Below are 17,530 nucleotides of genomic sequence, written 5' to 3' on the forward strand. Positions count from 1 at the left end.
ATTGAGATGGCGATTCTGTTATTTATTTAATTCTTTATAAAGCTCAAACCCTTCTTTCTTAGTATTATTGACTTTTTTATAGCCTGCAGATTTCTGAACTCCTAGTTTTTCAAAGATTTCCTTATTCTCATAACCATCAAATAGCATTTCCAAAATTTCTGGTGCTTGAAAGTTTGATTCTGCAAGTTTTGATTTCAAAAACTCAATTTGATCCATGAATAGATAAAGCTCAATCCCATCATCAATAACTGGTAAATCTTGCTTCTCTGTGAATGCTTCCCAAGATGAAATCTTAAGGGCATTTTTACTCGGCTTACGAAAATCTTTGAGATAATCATTAACTGAGTTGTTATACCACCAGACCATCTGTTCATAGTCCTCTTCTGCGACTGGAACAAAGGCAGTTAGTATTGAAATACCCATGATACGACATTGACGAAACGTACCACGTAGCAAACCTGAATGATGTGAAGTCATGTAGTAATCCTGTACGAACATGGGAGCTAGTACTTCACCTTCAGTTGGATGTACCCCAGTCGATGAAGATTGAGCTTGGCAGTAGTTGAAAAAGTTGACATTGATTGTCATGATTGATTGGCTTTCCAGTTAATACCGAAAGCACACATGACAAATCAAGGCATGCAAAAAATATTCTTGACCGCATAGTTACTTTCCTCTATGTTATCGGTCAGCCAATTTCACAAGCTGAAAAAGTAATCAATACCAAAACGTCTGAAATTATGGTCGTCGTCACGACTCAGTTTTAGTAATGATGATCGTTTAGAGATATCTCATCTCATAGCTAAATTGTAATAGAAAACAGCCCGTAATTGAAGTTCACGATTAAAACGATTATTATTACAACTCGTTATTGTTTTTTTAATTATTTTAGGTTAGAATTACTTTATAATAATCCAGAAAGTAATCTATAAATGGAAAGTAAATTTACATTCAAAAATAAGATTGAAAAATATTCATTAACAGACACTTTTGATCCGAACTCTGGTCAAGAGATACTTACATTATATTGCTCACATTTACCTAAACCTGATTATGCAAAGTATAATTTTGATAGCTTAACAGGTCTTGTTACAAGTAATGTAGACTCAAAAAAAAATAATCCGTTTGGTGAGTTCTTGTCCATTAACAAAAGTACCTTTGTAGATTATTTAAATAAATATGGATTTTTATTTGATTGGGAAAGTAGTGAAAATTTTGATAGCATTGAGTTTAATTACATTCTTGAATTTCAAAGCAGACTTAAACTTCTTTTATCAATCTTTAACAATATCGCCAAATCGATTGAATACAAAGAATTATTATTAAGTACATTCTTATTAATTGGTAAGCCACAATTAGAGCTAAATCTTGGAAAAAGTAAATTCATATTCCCCTCTTTGTTTCCATTTCATGTGCTTCGCAATTCAATACCAGAAAAAAACTTAAGTGATATGACAACCAGACATACCTCTTCAAATGGTAAAATAACAACGTACATAAAAGTGGAGAATAAATTTTCCGAAAACGGATACACATGTGATTTAGATTTTTTATTTTATCAAGACATAATTGAAAATTCAGAATACGATGATTTTATAAAAGATATTTTTTATCTATATGTAAACAAGCCTGCAAATCTTGAACCTATAACTGCACACATTATTGACTTCATTTATTTGTTCTTCAGTAAAGTTGGTATTTGCGATATTTCAAATGCGAATTTAAATTTTGAAGATGATGACTTATCAAATTTTATGAAATCAAGTGATTTGAAAAATGCACTATTAATCTTGTCAAAGGAAATACTTGCACTGGAAATTAATAGAGGATTAGCTAAAGTCCAACCTAAAATAAATTTAGATACTTTACTACCTGATTGGAATTTACCAGATTTAATTTCAGCATTTTACTTCACTTTATTTTACTCAAACCCTAAAATTGCTATGTATAAAATATGCGAGAATATAGGATGTAACACCCCATTTTATGTTCAAAGGTCAAATACAATAAAAAAATATTGCTCTGAAAGTTGTAAGAACGCTTCTTCTCAGAGAAGATATAGAAATAAACAAAAAGACTTTCAGTGAAAATTATCACTGAAAGTCTTATTACATATTTGCTAATTTTTCATCAACCTTCTCGGAGATTAAATCGGATAATTCTTGGATATACTGAGTCCGATTTCTAGCAGAATTATGTACCAAAGTTTTTACATCGACTAAAATACCTTGAACTCGCTCATAAGTTTTATCCTGACCCTTCCACTCACCAAGAGCTTCACCGATATATTGATACATTCCGTCTGTTTGAAAAATTTCGTGACTCTTCGAAAATGGCATTAAGAATGCATTATATACTTTTGAATTATGTCCATGTATTTTTTTTAACGAATCTTGATTTGCCACATACTCACCATATGTAATTTGCTTATTAATACTTGTTGACGGAGGCAAATCTTTCATTAAGTTAGTTTGACCGAACTTGTAGTATTTTGCATCTAATACAAAAACATTATCATTGTAAACCATAATAGTATCCGGTTCTAGTGCATACCCTTTTGAAGTTTTTGTCTCAAAAACTAAATCCCATTTTGTTCTAGGAAAATATGAAGTTTTATTGGCAATTCCATATGTATAATCTATTAGATTTTCCCAGATAAATTGGAAATTATTAGTTCCAAAATAAAACTTATCCGGTTCCTCTTGCCTATCCTTATAATTAAGTATGTCAATCATACTTTGGAAAAGTCTTCTCTCCAAATCATTAAAAGTTGTAGCCATCTTTTTTTTGATAATAGACTCAAACTGAGATCTATTATAGTTTATACGAGCTTTTTCAGGTAGAGGAAGCTGATACAGCCACCCCATATTTAGAAACGCTTCATATACACAGAATTTGTTTATTTCCGTTAAAAGAGTAATGTCAGTATCACTTTGCTTTTTAGATTCCATTTTCAAAAATTTGAATCCATTTCCTTGAACAACTGGTTGAACACGTTTTATAGTCCTCGACCAGTTAATTCGGCCTCCCAAAGTTTGAATATAGTACTCTTCAGTCTCCTTATAATATGTACCACGATTAATAAAATCATGTATAACAAATGTATAAGCCTCCATTGGAAAGTTTAACGTTTTTAGAGCTTGATTCACGTCTACAGTTCTTAGGCGAGACTCTTCATCATTATGAGCTTGTAAGACGGAAACAAGGGCAATTATATCTCTTCTTGCTGATTCTGCATCTTTTGCAATCTCAAAACCTAATGGAAAATTGACAGTAACTTCTTGTACACCTTCTATTATCTCAGCTTTAATACCAACAAACGTATCACCTTCCATATTTGTTGCAACACGACACATATCCAGTAAGGATTTATTCGGTACTGTCAGCATCTTCTTCTCCTGTGTCGATGTTATTATCTATTAAAGTTGCTTCCCTAAGATTTTCTAACTCCTCTTTGATATCTTTTGCGAAAACATCAAAACGCCCATTTTCAGGATTATCATTATCCGTGAATCGCTTAATAATTGCCTCTAAACTTGGATACAAAGCAACATCAAAGATATCTTCACGATTAAATTTGAAGGCATCATCCCAAAGATATTTCAAAACTTTTTCAGCAAAGCGTTTATTTTTTTTATTGAATTCTTTACCAAAATCACCTGCTGGTACTTGGCGTATCCTTTCAATATTCAATACATTACCGGAAATAAAATATGCTCCCATTCGCTTATCTTCGGAAGTTAGAGTCTGACTACTAGTCTCAAGAATTTTTTTATTGATAACTTTGTTGAATACTTTCCAAGAATATTGTGTATCAGCAATAAAATAATTACCATATTCCGATAAATCAACATCATTTTCAATCATTTCCATTGTCCATCGACGTTGAAATGCTGTATCAAGAGTGAATACATTTTGGTCTGCGGTATTCATTGTTGCAAGTAACGTTAAGTTAGAAGGGATTTTAATTTGATGAGACTTATCACCATAAATTTCCGTAGCAAGTATTGAATTGTTAATACCGTACACGCTCTCACCACTAGCACTTCTATCCAATAATTGAAAGATTTCTCCAAATATTCCGGGAGCATTACCTCGATTTAACTCCTCAATTACAAGATAATAATGTTCACTAGGATTAGCAATTGCTTTTTTCACAATTCTTGTAAAAGGCCCTGGTGAAAAAAGGTAGGTAATATCTCCATTATCTTTTACAGTAGGCATTATTTGACCAACAAAGTCAGTATTCATATAGTCTGGATGAAAGACTAATCGCTCCATTCTATTTTCATCATTGCAATATTCAGTAGCAATTTTATAACTTTTTCCGGATCCAGGAACCCCATAGAGAAGAATATTATCACCCACAAGGTTTCTATTGTCATGAGTGGTAGTAACTATACTTTGGCTTTCCATTTCAACAAGTTCAAAGTACTTATTCACATCACTTAAATCAAAATCTGCATCAACTAGATTCTTTACAATTATTGCTACATGTTCAGAGGAAGCATTAATTAACTTTAATAAAGCTAAAATTGGTGATATATAACTATCACCCCTGTGGATTTCCTTCCCTCCATGCCACCAATGATAATCGGTAACAAATTTCTTTAGAAATAACGTTTCAGTTTCAGATAGACCTACTGAGATAGTATCAAATACATTTTCATCTAATTCACCATTTCTAGCTGATTGGCAAAATTCTTTAAAATCATCGCCAGATAGTCCGTCCAACAGGATGGATTTATATTTAAGAAATTCTTTGTAATATGGAGCTGCTATAAAAGCAAGATAAAACCATTGATTCGGAATTATTATAAACTTACCATTAGTGTGATATTTTGAATTATACTGTTCAAAATAAATTTCATCACCTACCGTATCAATATGTTCTTTATAATTCTCTTTAAATTCATTAGAGAGAATTACCTCAGTGTCATTTTTTGATAGAAATTCCGATGCTATTCTGCTTTGTTCATCAAAAATAAATCCTAAATCATTTAGCATAATTAGGCCTCCTAGATTGACTAATATTATAAAATATGTTAGAGTGTCAATTACAGGACAATTTGACCTTTAACAGACACATTTTAGAAAGTAATAGAAAATTGACTACTACCAATATTTTATCAAAAAAAACTCCAATTGCAGAAAATCTTTCGGGAAATGATATAAAATATCTACGAAAAAAATATAATCTCACTCAAAAAGAATTAGCAGATGCACTCGGTCTTCAAAAATTTGGAGATAGAACCATTAGACGTTGGGAAGCAGAAGAAACACATCCTTCAAAACTCGAACAGTCCAGTATTCAGTCTTTTTTTAATTCTCTAAAGAATCCGCCTTTTATTATTAGTGAAAATCTTCCGTTCAAAATGATTGATCTTTTTGCTGGAATAGGTGGAACTAGATTAGGTTTCCAATTAACAAATGAAGTAGAGACTGTATTTACAAGTGAATGGGATAAATTTGCTCAAAAAACATACATTACTAATTTTGGAGATACTCCAGAAGGTGACATCACACAGATTGATGAAAATACTATACCAGATCATGATATACTCGTTGCTGGTTTTCCTTGTCAGGCTTTCTCCCAAGCAGGTAAACGTCTAGGATTTGAAGATACTCGTGGGACTTTGTTTTTTGACGTTGCTAGAATAATAAAAGCTAAACGTCCAAAAGCTTTTTTACTTGAAAATGTCAAAAACCTAAAGACACATGATAAAGGTAAAACATACAAGATAATTATCTCAACTCTTGAGGATTTAGGATATAGTACATCTACTGTACTTTTTAAGGCCAGAGATTTTGGTGTACCTCAAAATCGAGAAAGGATTTATATAGTTGGATTTGATAAAACTTGTGTGAATAATTTTAGTGAATTCCGTTTCCCTGAACCGTTTCATGTAGAAACTAAACTAGGAAATATTCTACAAACTGATGTTGATGAAAAGTATACTATCTCCGATAAACTTTGGGAAGGTCATCAAAGAAGGAAAGCTGAACATAAAACAAAAGGAAATGGATTTGGTTACTCACTTTTTAACGTTGATAGTCCGTATACAAATACACTTTCAGCTCGATACTACAAAGATGGAAGTGAAATTTTAATAGAACAAAAAGGAAAAAACCCACGTAAAATTACTCCACGAGAAGCTGCTAGACTCCAAGGTTTCCCTGAAGAGTTTATAATTCCAGTTTCTGATACACAAGCCTACAAACAATTTGGAAATTCTGTATGTGTACCAGCAATTCATGAAATCGCTAAACAAATACTGGCTGTCCTCAAAAACAGTTAATATATAAAGCCTATCAATTGAATTGATAGGCTTTTTTTTAATCTAGTTGCAAAATATAAATATTCTGATATAATTTTGTTGAGTTATAACTAGACAAAAAGGAGGACAAAATGTTTTCTCACAGAAGATTAAAACAACGAAGACTTGAAATAAAGTTATCACAGACTGCAATCGCTAATCAATTAAATGTTCATCGTTCCGCTTACCATAATTGGGAAAACGGAAGAAATATACCTAATCAAAAAAACCTCACCTCTCTAGCAAGAATCCTAGATGTCCCAGTCACTTATTTTGAATCTGAATACAATATCGTCAATAACTATCTTCAGTTATCTCCTGATAATCAGGTAAAGGCAGAGGAATATGTTGAGGGGCTTCTACTTTCTGAACAAACCACAAATGTCACTCCCCTCTTCTCAGTACAAGTGCTGGCAGATGTTCAGCTTTCTGCTGGTCTAGGAGAAGGATTCTTTGACGAGTTTGAAACTGAAACTGTCTACTCTGATGAGGAACAATACGGCTACGATATTGCCGCATGGATCGATGGAGATTCTATGGAGCCTGTCTATAAGAGCGGTGAAGTCGCACTTATACGCTCGAACGGTTTCGACTACGATGGGGCTGTCTATGCATTATCATGGAATGACTCAGTTTATATCAAAAAACTCTACCGTGAAGTAAATGGGTTCAGAATGGTTTCCTTGAATAAGGACTATCCTGAAAAGTTCATCCCTTATGAGGATGAACCAAGAATTGTCGGTCTCGTTGTAGGTCATTTTATGCCTGTCGAGGGAGTATAGTTATGAAATTAAAAGATATTTTAGAACTTGGAACGTATGGCTTCAACCATGATTGTAAAGTTGAAATATTCAATATGGACAACTTTGAAGAGCGACTAGAGAATGAAGGATTCGATGAGATTCTGATTCCTCAAAATGAGGATGCCAAAATCTATCCCTACGCTTTTTTAATAGAGGATTCTATTTTGATTGCAATGACTGAGGAGGATGACAATTCCAATGAATGTTAAAGAAATGATTTACATAAAGGATGAACGCATTATCTTCACTCCTGATAAGTTCGAATACGACATCACTGATTACATCGGTGAACTTATCGAAGAGCTAGAGAAACTCAAACGGAGATAATCTTATGGGCTATATTGACTACTCTATAGAACCTCAAAGTGACATAGCCTTCCTCGATATGAAGTCATTTTACGCTTCGGTTGAGTGTGTAGATAGAGGTTTACATCCGCTCTATACATCATTATGCGTCATGAGCCGAGCAGATAACTCTGCAGGATTAATACTTGCTTCCTCTCCTATGTTTAAGAAAGTCTTCGGTAAAGCAAATGTAGGTCGTTCCTACGACTTGCCATTTGATATCAACACTCGAAAATTCAGCTATCAAAATGCATGGAAACAAGGAATTGAGGTAACACCGAAGTATAAATCTTTTATCGAACACTGGGCAAAGCATACACTCATCGTTCCTCCTAGAATGGACAGATATATTGAGAAGAATTTAGAGATTCAACATATCTTTCAAGACTATGCTGCTCCAGATGACATTCTCCCCTATTCTATCGATGAAGGCTTTATTGACCTTACTAGCTCACTTTCTTACTTTATTTCTGATAAGTCAATATCAAGGAAAGATAAGTTGGATAATGTTTCGGCTATGATTCAGAGGGATATTTATCGCAAAACAGGTATTATCTCAACTGTGGGAATGAGTAATTCCAACCCTCTTCTAGCTAAACTAGCTCTAGATAATGAAGCTAAGAAAACTGCTACAATGAGAGCTAACTGGTCATACCAAGATGTAGAAACCAAGGTATGGGCCATTTCAAGATTAACCGACTTTTGGGGGATTGGTAGTAAAACCGAGGTTCATTTACAAAAACTTGGTATTCATTCAATCAAAGAACTGGCTAATTTCAATCCTGATATTCTCAAAAAAGAATTCGGTAAAGTCGGTGTTCAGCTCTGGTTTCACGCAAATGGAGTTGACGAGAGCAATGTCCACGAACCCTATAGACCAAAATCACGAGGATTGGGTAACTCACAAGTACTTCCTAGAGATTACAGAACACAAAGAGAAATTGAAATCGTATTAGCTGAAATGGCTGACCAGGTTGCTAACCGTCTTCGCTCGGCACATAAGAAAGCCACAGTAGTTTCCATTCATATTGGCTATTCTAGGACTGAGATGAAAAAATCAATTAATGCTCAGAAAAAAATTGATCCCACCAATCTTCCAAAAACAATGGTTGGTCATGTACTTGAATTATTCCGAAAGAAATACACCTCTGGCGCAGTGAGACAAATCGGTGTATCTTATAGTGGCTTCGTAGATGAAAACTATACTCTATTATCACTCTTTGATGATGTAGAACAAATTGAAAAAGAAAATAGACTTCAGACAGCAATTGATGTTGTCAGAGAACAGTTTGGCTTTCTAGCTATTCAAAAAGGAACCGTCCTAACTGAGGGTTCCAGAAATATTGAACGCAGTAAACTTATTGGCGGACATTCCGCTGGTGGTTTGGAGGGATTAAAATGAAACAAGAAACAAATACAGTACAATTTTCAGAAATCCATAGCAAAGGATGTAATGATATTGAAGTGATTGAAAAGATATTACACGGAGTCGTTGAAACAGCGTCGTCAAAACTTCGCCAGAGAAAACTTATAACAACTGAGATATCGTTACGACTAGAACATGCTAAATCAGAAAACCGATTACCTTTGGAATTTACATTTAGTATTGAGCCAACAAGCTCATCTATTATGATCTATACTGAGGTAATCAATCGCTTTAAAGAACATTACACTGGTGGGGGAATTCAAGGTTTTACGATACAATTTGATAAAAATATCGTTGCGCCTGCATAGAAAGGATTTGATATGATTGACCGTTCATACTTACCATTTCAATCAGCAAGAGAGTACCAGGATACAAAGATGCAAAAATGGATGGGATTTTTCCTATCTGAGCACACTTCAGCACTCACTGACGATGCAAACAAAGTAACGTATATGTCTGATTTATCACTTGAGAAGAAATTATTACTCCTCAGTCAGGTGTATGCTGGGCAACTGCACACGCGCATTTATGTCGTTGAAAAAAACAAGCGAGTTTCCTACACTGGTACAATACCAAGTCTGACCAAAGATTTCATTTTGATAAAAACTCCAACAGGTCACATCAATTTGAAATTGAAAGACATAATTAGTATTGAACTTGAAGAGGAGGTCCTCTATGAATCAGCTTGAGTTTCAGCGTAATCACCTACAAATGGACTATTACAGCGAGAGCTACCAAGATTTTGAACGTGACTTCTACCGCTACTCCAATATGAATATTCCATTGACCTTCCTGACTGATGATATCCTCAAAACAATGGAGACTTCTCGTAAGAATTACTTTGTCCTAAATAAAGAAAAGGCTAGAGATAATCGTGATCACTTCTTCATTTTTGAGATAAGTACCATAGATGAAAATCCGCTAATCTACCGCTATTCTTACAAGAAAACAACTACATACTTAACACAAAAATAGGAGTTCATCAAAAGATGACTCCATTTTTCATATTTAATATTATTCTTTTTTGGAAAATTACTTCAAATTTCATAAATTGCACCTGAACGATTTATAGCGTATTAAAAGAATTTATCTGTGAGGCTAGTTAAATTCAAATTAAAGAAACCACTAGCCAGAACAGACTATACTGACTAGCGACTACCTTAAATTTAATGTTTCAGGTTTATTTTCTTATCACTAATTTCATAAACCACATCAGCCACATTATCGAGTAGCCGTTTGTCATGGGTGATAAACACTATAGTTCCAGCATACTCCTTCATTAATATTTCCAAAGCCTCTAAGCTTGGTATGTCAAGGAAGTTGCTGGGTTCATCCATTAGTAAGATGTTATATCTACCCATAAGCATTTTAGCTAACAATAATTTCATAATTTCACCACCGCTTAAAACAGCTAAACTTTTTCCTATGTCGTTTTGTTTAATTCCTATTGATGCTAATACAGAACGAATTTCCGAAACATTGTAATCACAATCCTCCTGCATAAATTCCAAGACTTTTTGTTTACTGTTGTACTTGTAACCATTTTGTGCAAAGTATCCTATTTTGGCCTTACGTGAAATAGTAATTCCATCTTCATGATTTAAGATCATTTGGATTAAGGTTGTTTTTCCTGTTCCATTACCTCCAGTTAGCGCTACTTTTGCTCCTAGAGGAATTTGAAAAGATGCATTTTCAAACAGTGCCTTATCCCCAAATATTTTATTGATTTTCGTACCGACTATAGGGTATGGATTATGGAGCTCCAATGCTTTACTTTGCCTGAAACGAATTCTGCGAATGTCTTCCGGAGCTTCTACATTTCCTAAGGCCGCAATCCTATGTTCTAGGGACTTAGCGACATTATGCATCTTTTTTTCCTTACTTCCCATTGATTTTTGATGAGCTAAACGCCCTCCGCCCTCAGTACTTTTTTTCCTTGAAGCACCTTTTGCCTTTTTTTCTAATTTACGGGCCTGCTTTCGCTTTTCCTCCGCAGCCCTTTCCAGTTGGGCACGTTCCGCAATAAATTGTTCGTATTGTGCAGCTTGGCTCTTGCGTTCTTCCTCTTTCTGACGAAGATAATCAGAATAGTTTCCCCAATACTCAGTGATTTTGCCATCTTTCAGTTCCCATATTTTATCTACTATTTCATCAAGAAAATAGCGGTCATGGCTAATAACTAACAGTGCACCTGTAAAATATTTTAGCTGTCCAATTAGAAAATCAATTCCTTCACGGTCTAGATGACTGGTAGGTTCATCGGCTAAAATACCATGTACTTGTGCTGATAAGGCCTGTGCTATTTTAAGCCTTGTTTCTTCCCCACCGCTCATGGTCTGAATATTTAATTGCTCAACACCGAGCTTGCCTACTAGTGCAAAATCTTTTTCCTCCCGCAAACTTACTTCATCCAACTGAGGGATAAAGGAAAGTTCACCCAGACGATTCATTTTACATCCTGGAGGAGTTAATTCCCCTAAAAGCACCTTGAATAAAGTGCTTTTTCCTGCACCATTTGCTCCTACTAAACCAATACGGTCATAATCATATACTTCTATTTCATCTATATCCAAAACATCTCGCCCTGTGAATTCCACACGAATGTCTTTTGCTTTTAATATCAATTCCATAACATTTCCTCCTGTCTATAATCGCATGCTTTCATTTGCTTGTACGCAGGGAAAACCCTGCGATTTTAGCAGGAAGAATTACATGAAAATAAGATACATAAATATCCCTCCAATATTATATTATTTTAAATCTAATTTTCTAACCTCTGTTATCATCGGGCAAACTATAGCAATGCCAATAATTAAAATACCTGATAGTAAAAACCAATGATTTACACCAATTCTATCAGCAAAGAATCCAGAAAGAATTAATCCAATTGGCATTGCAAATGACATAATACTTCCGGTCAAAGAAAATACACGTCCTAAATATTCAGGCTTAATCTTCTCCTGAAAAAGAGCTGTTTGCACACCGCTATAAAATGGCACCGAAAGCCCCATTACTGCACAGCAAGCTACAAATATAACAAATCCACTTGGCGGAAGTAATCCTGAAACGGCTAAACTGGCTCCCATTATAAAGAATGAACCTGTTATTAGCAATACACGCTTTTCAAAGTTCCCCAACCTTCCTAATAGTAGACCGCCTACTAGCATTCCAGATGCAAAAGCGATTTCGGTAATGGAAATATGCACAGGTGTTCCATTAAAATATTCCATGCTAATTAAAGGAAATAGTGCATTAATTGGCATATACACAAACGTATATAGCGTTCCTAAGAGTAATAAGGCAAATAAGCCTTTGTTTTGTCTCAATGCGACAATTCCTTCTTTCATTTCTCTTAAGAAATTTGGTTTCAAACTTTGCACTTGATCGCCCAGCTTAGGAATACTTACAATTGCTACCGTAATAGATGCAATCATAGCACCCAATATATCGATAGCAATAATTGCATTTAATTTCCAAACGGAGTATAACAATGCCGCAGCAGCCGGACTAATAATATAACTTATCGACTGCAAAGACTGACTATAACCTGCACATTTCGTAAGCTGTTCTTCTGGTACTAAAAGCGGCGTAACCGCATTGAGAGCCGGAGAATGAAAAGCCGTTCCAATGCTACGGATAAACAATACTACCATAACCATCCATACAGATAACTCCGTATACAATGCAACAATAGCGAGCACTGCTCCAGCTGCTGCTATAATTAAATCAGCACCAATCATTATCTTCTTCCTATCATGACGATCCACTAATACACCAATGGCTGGTCCAAAGACCGCATAGGGTAAAAACCCTACTAGTGAAGCCATAGACAAAACCATCGCAGATCCTGTTTTTTCTGTAAGGTAAAAAATTATCGCCATTTGCAGGATGGCACTAGTGATTAAAGATACCGCCTGCCCTGCCCATATAGTATAAAACTTAAATTTCCAATTTATATATTTTTCCATTTCTATTATCTCCTGCATATTATTTTGCTTAAATTTCTTTTTTAAATAGTATTCTAGGCAATAAAAAATGCAGGCCAAAATCCACAATGTGGCTTTTGGTCTGCATACATACAATCTGGAAACATTCATATTAAAGACATAGTTAAATAAAGGTATAGTTAAATAACCTATATCCTCACCTCAACTAATGAATGCTCAATATCGTATAAATAAGCACAACAAAAAAGCCTATCATTGGAATAGATTCTGCCTTTTTTATTGCCAACTTATCTAATACGCATTGATGCTGTCATAGTTTCGGTTCCTCCTACATATTTATTTATATCAACCTATAGAATAACACTACAAAACGATGTATTCAATACAAAAATAATCAAATGTATCTCATGATTCCATTTTGCAACCTGATTTGAAGGCTATGACGAAGTGCTTTATCTTCATTATCCATACCTCAATCTACCTTCTCTTTTTATCATAACATTTTACAGCTCTTATTTCAACCTTTATATAGTTATACTCCCACCAATAAATTTTATCTTAATTCCGTACTATTTATTGTCGTTTTTACGAAAATCAGATAGTTCTTCAAAATCTTTCAATTCAAAAACAAAAGCCTTATCTTCAGGAATGTGAATCCCCTCTACCCTATAACGCTTATCAGATTTCCATTCACTCATGATTGTTAAGAGTGTTTCTTTTAAATTTTTATGACCTACCTGAACAATACCTTTTTGCTCCCCTACAGGTTTTGAAAAAGAAAATGCTCCTCTAGTTTTTGCACGACAAACTTGTATACCCATTACCTTTGTATCCTTATTAAAAGCAACAAGTACATGTGCTGGGTATTCTAAAGCTTGGACAATTCCTTTACTAAAAGTAACAAAGTTCTTGTTCACCGTCATACTATAATCTGATGAGTAACGTTCAACATTAACAACTTCAAGATTAAAATCTTTAAAACGCATAATTTACCTCTTTCTTATTTAAAAACTTCGTGAATGTCTTCCGACTTCCAACTAGGATCAAGTACAACAAAATCCCTCAACTTACCAGATTTGAGTTTCTTGATGTAGAGTTTAGGTACAAATATCTCAGAAGTAGATTTCGATTTTCTTCTAGGTTGCTTGAGTAATTCTTGTACTAAATCCCATCTTGATTCTGGTATGATAGAGGGAATTCCATTTTTTAATCGATATTTTGGCTTTTCACCATTATTTTTCCGTGTTTTATGACTAAAACAATCAACAGTAAATGTCTTCTGCATGATGATTTCGCCTTTATATTTCTCGTTCCTGAGAATATTATAGACAGCTAAACTTGTCCAACGCTCCAAGCCAGTAACTGTTGGTATATGATTGGTCATTAAAGTTGAAGCAATCTCACTTGCAGTCATACCTTCAATGTACGAATCATATATTAGGCGAACAATTTTTGCTTCTGTCTCATCTATTACTACTCGACCATACTGGTCTTTCGTATACCCCAGAAGGTTATGGGTAGGAATCATTGGTATCCCTCTTTTAAAGCGTTCAATTACAGACCATGTAATTGAAGCACTTTTTTGCTCACTCTCACCTTGAGCTACTATGGCCATAATACCAAGAATGAATTCACTATTCGTATCAAGTGTATTCAAATTTATATCTTCGATGTATATTCCAACAGGCGGGGACAGCGCCTTCAACTCTCGGTAAATGCTAATAAAATCTAGCTGATTGCGAGCAAACCTGCTAACACTCTTAACGATTATCAAGTCAATATTCCCACATCTACAATCATGAAGCATCTGTTGGAATTGTTCACGTCGTTTGATTGATGTTCCTGAAGCTCCCTGGTCAGCATAGATTCCAGCCATTATCCAATCAGGGTTACTATTGATTCTTTCAGTATAGGTTTGTTTTTGAAGTTCAAAACTACCTGACTGAGATTCGTCAAAAGTACTTACTCGACAATAGGCAGCAACACGCAACTTCTTAGTCTTAACATCAGTGAACTCCCGCTTTGCAGGAATAATTTCAACAGTTCTCTCAGATACAAATGCATCTCGAATTTTCTTCTGTTGACGAGTAATTTTAGAATTCCGTCTTACCATTGGTTTTACCTCCTTTCTAGAAATCTACATAATAATTATATATATTAACCACGTTTTTCTAAATTAGAAGATAAAAAATGACCTAACTAAAAATCAGGCCATTTATACTTGTAAATAAATTTATTATTTTATGCCAAACTGGTACGACAGAATGATTCCGCCCATCTAGAATCTATGTAATATGTATTCGTTTCTAGGTCTTCAACATCAGCGAGGTAGTACTCATACTGTTCTTGAGAAAAGTCGAGAGATGCTACTGCAATCTGGTTATCAATAAACATAAACTGATAGCTTTCCTGTCCAACCTTGGTGAAAACCATATGCTCATAGTTAAACTGAATATCGCCATCCTCCAGAGGACTATTCATAAACTTCATAAGCTCAATTGCTCTATCATCATACCCTGCTGAAACAATCTGTACCTTCTCAACGAAAGACTCTATATCCGAAACTACTCGAATTCTATACTCACTGAGATCAACACCCTCAGAAATCAAAGAGCATATTTGCATAGAAAGCACATCAACATTACCGTCTGCACAATATTGAATAATTGTTTTTTGTTCTTCATCTACTACGACTGTTGGGTAATCAATTAGCACCATATGGTTACAGTTATGGCAGGTAAACTTAAAGAAATCCCAGTCCAAAATAGCAGAAATAATGTCGGGGGTCTTCACCGCATAAACCCTATCAAATCGTTCAAATATACTTTGTTTTCCACAATTAGTGCAGTTTGTTTTTGTTAAAAATATAGTTGTCATTCTACTTTTCCTCTTCATCATTAATAAGTAAGCAATTTGCTTTCACTTATTATATTCGCAAGAAAAAGTAAAATTTGCGAATTTTTTCAAAAAAAATAATAAACTTCATTTAAAACCGTTATGTGTTATTGTATCAATTTCAGAACTCACACTTCAATTGATTATTTAGGCGATTTTGAAAGGTGGGTACGTTTCTATTCCCTCAAACTCCTTGTCAATGGAAACAAACACGTACCCACAGGGTAAATGGAAATAGAATAAGGAAATTTCTTGCTATCACTTCTACTTACTCCAAAAATTTACTCACTCTAATACTTCCCCAGCACATAACAAAAGCCTTGCAATCAAGGCTTTTCATTATCCCTTTCGTTCAAAGGTTTCTAGGCTTTTACCAGCAGAGCAACACACTCCACATGATGCGTATTCGGAAAAAGATCCACCGGTCGTACCTTAATCAGTTTATATCCCAATTCCTCATAAAGCTTAACATCACGCGCCATGGTCGCCACATTACAAGATATGTAAACAATCTTCTCAGGAGCAACGGACACCGAGGCCTTGATAAAGCTCTCGGTCAAGCCCTTCCGTGGCGGATCCACGAAAATCACGGTCGGCTTAATGCCATCAGCTACCCATTTTTGCATGGCATTTTCAGCACTATCGCAGACGTAGGTCACATTGTTAATCCCATTTCGAGTCGCATTTTTCTTGCTATCTGCCACCGCTTTTTCTACCACTTCAACACCGTAAACATGCTTGACCTGCTTGGCAAAGGAAAGACCGATGGTGCCAATTCCCGAATAGGCATCAATCACGACATCATCGGCTGACAAACCAGCAAACTCAATCCCTGTCTGGTAGAGCAGCTCTGCCATTTCCGTATTGACCTGATAGAAAGACGGCGCTGAGATTTCAAATTCATTACCCAACATCCGGTCAACAATTTTCTCCGACCCATGAAGCAGGCGAAATTCTTGCCCGAAAATTGCATTGGTATTCTGGTCGTTGATGTTCTGAATAATAGAGATCAGATTTGGGAAAGCCTCTGTCAAACGCTCAATCAAGGTCTCCACACGGAAAATTTTCGGACGAGTTGTCACCAAGACCAGCATCATCTGCCCAGTATAATGACCGCGTCGTACGACAATATTGCGAAATAGCCCAGTTTGCTCCTTCTCGTCATAGGGTTTGAGGTCCAGCTTACGGAGTAAATCGCGCGTTGCCACAATCAAGGCATCAATTTCCTTGTTTTGAATATAAAAATCCTCAATCGGCACCAAATCATGGGAATTTTTCCGGAAAAAACCCGTCTCCAGCTGCCCGTTGACCCGACGAACGGGCACCGCAGCCTTATTGCGGTAGGCCAGAGGAGTGCTCATCCCCTGCGTATCTTCGACCACAATGTCTGAAATTCCAGCAATCTTACGCAGAGCCATTTCCACCTGCTTCTTCTTGAAAGCTAATTGGGCAGAGTAGTTCAAATGCCCCAAGTCAGCAATGCCCGTTCTTAGATAGGTTAAATCCAAGTCTTGATTGCGGTCAGCAGAGAAGCTCAGCCATTCTTCCACCTTACCAAAACCTATATTCTTTTTTAGCTTTAGAACTTTCATCTTGATACGCTCACCTGGTAGTGCATTGTCCACGAAAAAGACAAAGCCGTCCAACTTGGCCACTCCCTGACCCTCGTGGGTCAGGTCCACAATTTCCACTTCAACAATTTGATTTTTTTCTAACATTGTTCTACTTTCTAAATGAGGTCACGAAAAAAGTGACCGAAGTCACTTTTAAGTATAGCACATTTCACAAGAAAACTGG

At 35.4% G+C, this 17,530-nt stretch carries 18 protein-coding genes; 9 read left to right on the top strand and 9 right to left on the bottom strand.

Going from position 1 to position 17,530, the window contains the following annotated elements; genetic code table 11:
- Nucleotides 1-18: 18 nt before the first annotated feature.
- Nucleotides 19-588 (bottom strand): hypothetical protein, encoded by a 570-nt coding sequence (locus ACHBIF_RS02075; RefSeq protein WP_394718335.1) that lies wholly within the window; start codon nucleotides 586-588, stop codon nucleotides 19-21.
- Between the two features lie 344 nt (nucleotides 589-932).
- On the opposite strand from ACHBIF_RS02075, the gene ACHBIF_RS02080 reads away from it, so the two are divergent.
- Entirely contained in the window at nucleotides 933-2,087 is a 1,155-nt protein-coding gene (locus ACHBIF_RS02080) for a hypothetical protein (protein WP_095456076.1), read from the top strand.
- Nucleotides 2,088-2,108: 21 nt separating this feature from the next.
- On the opposite strand, the gene ACHBIF_RS02085 is transcribed toward ACHBIF_RS02080, so the two are convergent.
- Nucleotides 2,109-3,389, bottom strand: a complete 1,281-nt coding sequence (locus tag ACHBIF_RS02085) for an LlaJI family restriction endonuclease (RefSeq protein ID WP_394718337.1) — start codon at nucleotides 3,387-3,389, stop codon at nucleotides 2,109-2,111.
- Nucleotides 3,370-5,007 carry an AAA family ATPase gene (locus ACHBIF_RS02090; RefSeq protein WP_239654304.1) on the bottom strand — a complete coding sequence of 546 codons (1,638 nt, stop codon included), beginning with the start codon at nucleotides 5,005-5,007 and terminating at the stop codon, nucleotides 3,370-3,372. The genes ACHBIF_RS02085 and ACHBIF_RS02090 overlap by 20 nt, the downstream gene beginning before the upstream one ends.
- Nucleotides 5,008-5,108: 101 nt before the next feature.
- Here ACHBIF_RS02090 and dcm point away from each other — a divergent pair, with 101 nt between their 5' ends.
- The 8 genes from dcm (at nucleotide 5,109) to ACHBIF_RS02130 (ending at nucleotide 9,866) form a co-directional block, all read left to right on the top strand.
- Nucleotides 5,109-6,299, top strand: coding sequence for a DNA (cytosine-5-)-methyltransferase (dcm, locus tag ACHBIF_RS02095; protein WP_239654305.1), 1,191 nt, complete (start codon nucleotides 5,109-5,111; stop codon nucleotides 6,297-6,299).
- Between the two features lie 110 nt (nucleotides 6,300-6,409).
- Entirely contained in the window at nucleotides 6,410-7,099 is a 690-nt protein-coding gene (locus tag ACHBIF_RS02100) for an XRE family transcriptional regulator (protein WP_204982253.1), read from the top strand.
- Nucleotides 7,100-7,101: 2 nt separating this feature from the next.
- On the top strand, nucleotides 7,102-7,329 hold the full coding sequence (locus ACHBIF_RS02105) for a hypothetical protein (RefSeq protein ID WP_015057852.1): 228 nt from the start codon (nucleotides 7,102-7,104) through the stop codon (nucleotides 7,327-7,329).
- Complete coding sequence (locus ACHBIF_RS02110; protein ID WP_014636309.1) at nucleotides 7,319-7,447, top strand: hypothetical protein; 129 nt, start codon at nucleotides 7,319-7,321, stop codon at nucleotides 7,445-7,447. The genes ACHBIF_RS02105 and ACHBIF_RS02110 overlap by 11 nt, the downstream gene beginning before the upstream one ends.
- 4 nt (nucleotides 7,448-7,451) lie before the next feature.
- Nucleotides 7,452-8,867: a Y-family DNA polymerase gene (locus ACHBIF_RS02115; protein WP_394718341.1), complete on the top strand. Its 1,416-nt coding sequence runs from the start codon at nucleotides 7,452-7,454 to the stop codon at nucleotides 8,865-8,867.
- Complete coding sequence (locus tag ACHBIF_RS02120; RefSeq protein WP_394718343.1) at nucleotides 8,864-9,199, top strand: imsC-like protein; 336 nt, start codon at nucleotides 8,864-8,866, stop codon at nucleotides 9,197-9,199. Before ACHBIF_RS02115 ends, ACHBIF_RS02120 begins: the two co-directional genes overlap by 4 nt.
- Nucleotides 9,200-9,211: 12 nt before the next feature.
- Entirely contained in the window at nucleotides 9,212-9,580 is a 369-nt protein-coding gene (locus ACHBIF_RS02125) for a hypothetical protein (protein ID WP_015057855.1), read from the top strand.
- Nucleotides 9,567-9,866: a DUF5960 family protein gene (locus ACHBIF_RS02130; RefSeq protein WP_394718345.1), complete on the top strand. Its 300-nt coding sequence runs from the start codon at nucleotides 9,567-9,569 to the stop codon at nucleotides 9,864-9,866. The genes ACHBIF_RS02125 and ACHBIF_RS02130 overlap by 14 nt, the downstream gene beginning before the upstream one ends.
- A gap of 191 nt (nucleotides 9,867-10,057) precedes the next feature.
- Here ACHBIF_RS02130 and msr(D) read toward each other — a convergent pair whose 3' ends face one another.
- The 6 genes from msr(D) to rlmD form a co-directional block, all read right to left on the bottom strand.
- Nucleotides 10,058-11,521: an ABC-F type ribosomal protection protein Msr(D) gene (gene msr(D) / locus ACHBIF_RS02135; protein ID WP_394718347.1), complete on the bottom strand. Its 1,464-nt coding sequence runs from the start codon at nucleotides 11,519-11,521 to the stop codon at nucleotides 10,058-10,060.
- Nucleotides 11,522-11,641: 120 nt separating this feature from the next.
- Nucleotides 11,642-12,859 carry a macrolide efflux MFS transporter Mef(A) gene (gene mef(A), locus ACHBIF_RS02140; protein ID WP_058621816.1) on the bottom strand — a complete coding sequence of 406 codons (1,218 nt, stop codon included), beginning with the start codon at nucleotides 12,857-12,859 and terminating at the stop codon, nucleotides 11,642-11,644.
- A 548-nt stretch (nucleotides 12,860-13,407) separates the two neighbouring features.
- The gene (locus ACHBIF_RS02145; protein ID WP_015057859.1) at nucleotides 13,408-13,824 is read right to left on the bottom strand and encodes a hypothetical protein; all 417 of its coding nucleotides are present in this window, start codon (nucleotides 13,822-13,824) and stop codon (nucleotides 13,408-13,410) included.
- 14 nt (nucleotides 13,825-13,838) lie between these two features.
- Nucleotides 13,839-14,951 (bottom strand): recombinase family protein, encoded by a 1,113-nt coding sequence (locus tag ACHBIF_RS02150; protein WP_394718349.1) that lies wholly within the window; start codon nucleotides 14,949-14,951, stop codon nucleotides 13,839-13,841.
- A 128-nt stretch (nucleotides 14,952-15,079) separates the two neighbouring features.
- The gene (locus ACHBIF_RS02155) at nucleotides 15,080-15,715 is read right to left on the bottom strand and encodes a CpXC domain-containing protein (protein WP_058621817.1); all 636 of its coding nucleotides are present in this window, start codon (nucleotides 15,713-15,715) and stop codon (nucleotides 15,080-15,082) included.
- A 380-nt stretch (nucleotides 15,716-16,095) separates the two neighbouring features.
- Nucleotides 16,096-17,451, bottom strand: a complete 1,356-nt coding sequence (gene rlmD / locus ACHBIF_RS02160; RefSeq protein ID WP_394718351.1) for a 23S rRNA (uracil(1939)-C(5))-methyltransferase RlmD — start codon at nucleotides 17,449-17,451, stop codon at nucleotides 16,096-16,098.
- Nucleotides 17,452-17,530 lie beyond the last annotated feature (79 nt).

This window comes from Streptococcus sp. A11 (genome assembly GCF_043674225.1).
GTDB lineage: Bacteria > Bacillota > Bacilli > Lactobacillales > Streptococcaceae > Streptococcus > Streptococcus suis_V.

Excerpts from the sequence above, each read along its gene's own strand:
- ACHBIF_RS02100 (WP_204982253.1), top strand. The coding sequence starts at position 6,410 with ATGTTTTCTCACAGAAGATTAAAACAACGAAGACTTGAAATAAAGTTA.
- ACHBIF_RS02115 (WP_394718341.1), top strand. The coding sequence starts at position 7,452 with ATGGGCTATATTGACTACTCTATAGAACCTCAAAGTGACATAGCCTTC.
- ACHBIF_RS02120 (WP_394718343.1), top strand. The coding sequence starts at position 8,864 with ATGAAACAAGAAACAAATACAGTACAATTTTCAGAAATCCATAGCAAA.
- ACHBIF_RS02150 (WP_394718349.1), bottom strand. The coding sequence starts at position 14,951 with ATGGTAAGACGGAATTCTAAAATTACTCGTCAACAGAAGAAAATTCGA.
- ACHBIF_RS02145 (WP_015057859.1), bottom strand. The coding sequence starts at position 13,824 with ATGCGTTTTAAAGATTTTAATCTTGAAGTTGTTAATGTTGAACGTTAC.
- ACHBIF_RS02130 (WP_394718345.1), top strand. The coding sequence starts at position 9,567 with ATGAATCAGCTTGAGTTTCAGCGTAATCACCTACAAATGGACTATTAC.
- ACHBIF_RS02105 (WP_015057852.1), top strand. The coding sequence starts at position 7,102 with ATGAAATTAAAAGATATTTTAGAACTTGGAACGTATGGCTTCAACCAT.
- ACHBIF_RS02125 (WP_015057855.1), top strand. The coding sequence starts at position 9,212 with ATGATTGACCGTTCATACTTACCATTTCAATCAGCAAGAGAGTACCAG.
- ACHBIF_RS02075 (WP_394718335.1), bottom strand. The coding sequence starts at position 588 with ATGACAATCAATGTCAACTTTTTCAACTACTGCCAAGCTCAATCTTCA.
- ACHBIF_RS02090 (WP_239654304.1), bottom strand. The coding sequence starts at position 5,007 with ATGCTAAATGATTTAGGATTTATTTTTGATGAACAAAGCAGAATAGCA.
- ACHBIF_RS02155 (WP_058621817.1), bottom strand. The coding sequence starts at position 15,715 with ATGACAACTATATTTTTAACAAAAACAAACTGCACTAATTGTGGAAAA.
- rlmD (WP_394718351.1), bottom strand. The coding sequence starts at position 17,451 with ATGTTAGAAAAAAATCAAATTGTTGAAGTGGAAATTGTGGACCTGACC.
- ACHBIF_RS02080 (WP_095456076.1), top strand. The coding sequence starts at position 933 with ATGGAAAGTAAATTTACATTCAAAAATAAGATTGAAAAATATTCATTA.
- ACHBIF_RS02085 (WP_394718337.1), bottom strand. The coding sequence starts at position 3,389 with ATGCTGACAGTACCGAATAAATCCTTACTGGATATGTGTCGTGTTGCA.
- ACHBIF_RS02110 (WP_014636309.1), top strand. The coding sequence starts at position 7,319 with ATGAATGTTAAAGAAATGATTTACATAAAGGATGAACGCATTATCTTC.